The organism is Dietzia sp. B19 (assembly GCF_014145155.1).
Taxonomy (GTDB): Bacteria; Actinomycetota; Actinomycetes; order Mycobacteriales; family Mycobacteriaceae; genus Dietzia; species Dietzia natronolimnaea.
This window is the reverse complement of sequence record NZ_JAALED010000535.1, coordinates 1-1,800: the sequence shown is the minus strand read 5'-3', so window position 1 is coordinate 1,800 and position 1,800 is coordinate 1. Positions and strand designations below refer to the sequence as shown.

Below are 1,800 nucleotides of genomic sequence, written 5' to 3'. Positions count from 1 at the left end.
GCGCGTCGCCCCGCAGTCATCCGACTCGCCCCTCGCGGGGCTCGACGAGGAGGCCCTCCCGGAATCGGGCCGGCGGATCCGCGGGTCGACGAGTACGCAGAGCGGGCAGGACCTCGCCACGTCGGTGGTCGTGGAGGAGGTGTCCGTTGTCCTCGCCGACGGCGACGACATCCCCGTGGACGACGCCTTCACCGATCTCGGCCTGACCTCGCAGATGATCCCGATGCTCATCGACCGGATCGAGCAACGGGCGGGAGTTCGGCTCCCGAGCTCGGCGTTCTTCGACAACCCCAGCCCGAGGGCGCTCGGCCACGGTCTACACCGTCGGCTGACCGGCGGGAACACCGATGACACCGGCGTCGCCGAGGCGAAGCGGGGCACCTCCGACGAACCGATCGCCGTCGTCGGGATGGCGTGCCGGTTCCCCGGGGCGAACACCCCCGACGAGTTGTGGACCCTGCTGTCCGAGGGCGCCTGCTCGATCGGGCCGTTCCCGACGAACCGGGGGTGGGATCTCGACAACCTGTTCGACGACGATCCCGACACCCCGGGCAGGAGCTACTGCCGCGAGGGTGGCTTCCTGACGGACGCCACGACGTTCGACTCGGGCTTCTTCGGGATCTCCGCCCGCGAGGCGGACGCGATGGACCCACAGCAGCGCAAGATCCTCGAGGTGGCCTGGGATGCCCTCGAGTCGGCGGGCGTCGACCCGGGCGCCGTCGTCGGCGACCGGGTGGGGGTGTTCGTCGGGGCGATGCCGGGTGACTACGGACGACCCATGACCGAACCCGGCCACGGTGAGGGGTACCGCCTCACCGGGACCCACACCTCCGTCATCGCGGGCCGGGTGGCGTATCAACTCGGACTGCGTGGCCCGGCGCTGAGCACGGACACCGCCTGTTCCTCCTCGCTGACGGCGATTCACCTGGCGATCCGGTCACTGCGCTCCGGGGAGTCGCGGATGGCGCTCTGTGGCGGCGTGACGATCATGTCCACGCCGGGCATGTTCGTCGAACTCACCAAGCAGCGGGCGATCTCGCCCAACGGTCGGTCCCGGGCGTTCTCCGAGGATGCCGACGGGGCGGGCTGGGCCGAGGGGTGTGCGGTCGTCGTGCTGGAGCCGTTGTCGGCCGCCCGGGCCGCCGGCCATCGGGTGTTGGGCGTCCTCACGGGTAGCGCGATCAACAACGACGGTGCGTCCAACGGCCTCACCGCTCCCAGCGGTGTCGCGCAGCAGGAGGTCATCCGCGCCGCTCTGGCGGACGCGAATCTCTCCGTCGGCGACATCGACGTGGTCGAGGCGCACGGCACGGGCACCCGTCTGGGCGATCCGATCGAGGCGGACGCGCTGATGGCGACCTACGGTCGCCGCGACGAGACCGGTGAACCCCTGCGACTGGGCTCCCTGAAGTCGAACATCGGCCACACCCAGGCCGCCGCCGGAGTGGCGGGCCTCGTCAAGATCCTGCTGGCGTTGCGTCATGACGTCCTGCCGAGGACGCTCCACGTCTCGGAGCCGACCTCCCGGGTCGACTGGAGCGCCGGCTGTGTCCGGGTACTCACCGAGGCCGAACCCTGGCCGCGGACGGAGGCCCCGCGTCGAGCAGGGATCAGTTCGTTCGGCATCAGCGGGACGAACGCCCACCTCATCGTCGAGGACGCACCGGAGGACACGGCCGACGCCCGGGTCGAGAACCCGGGCCGGCTCGAGATGCGCGACGCACCCGCGCCCGTGCCGTTCTCCGCGGGCGGCGCACCCGACGCGTTGACCCGCGAGGCCGCCCGTCTCCACGAGTGGAT

1 protein-coding gene is annotated in these 1,800 nt (G+C 71.3%); it reads left to right on the top strand.

Features of this window, described 5'->3' with window-relative positions; translation table 11 throughout:
* Positions 1 to 1,800, top strand: a 1,800-nt coding sequence (locus G6020_RS14580) for a beta-ketoacyl synthase N-terminal-like domain-containing protein (protein ID WP_241732737.1), incomplete at both ends; no start/stop codon positions are given.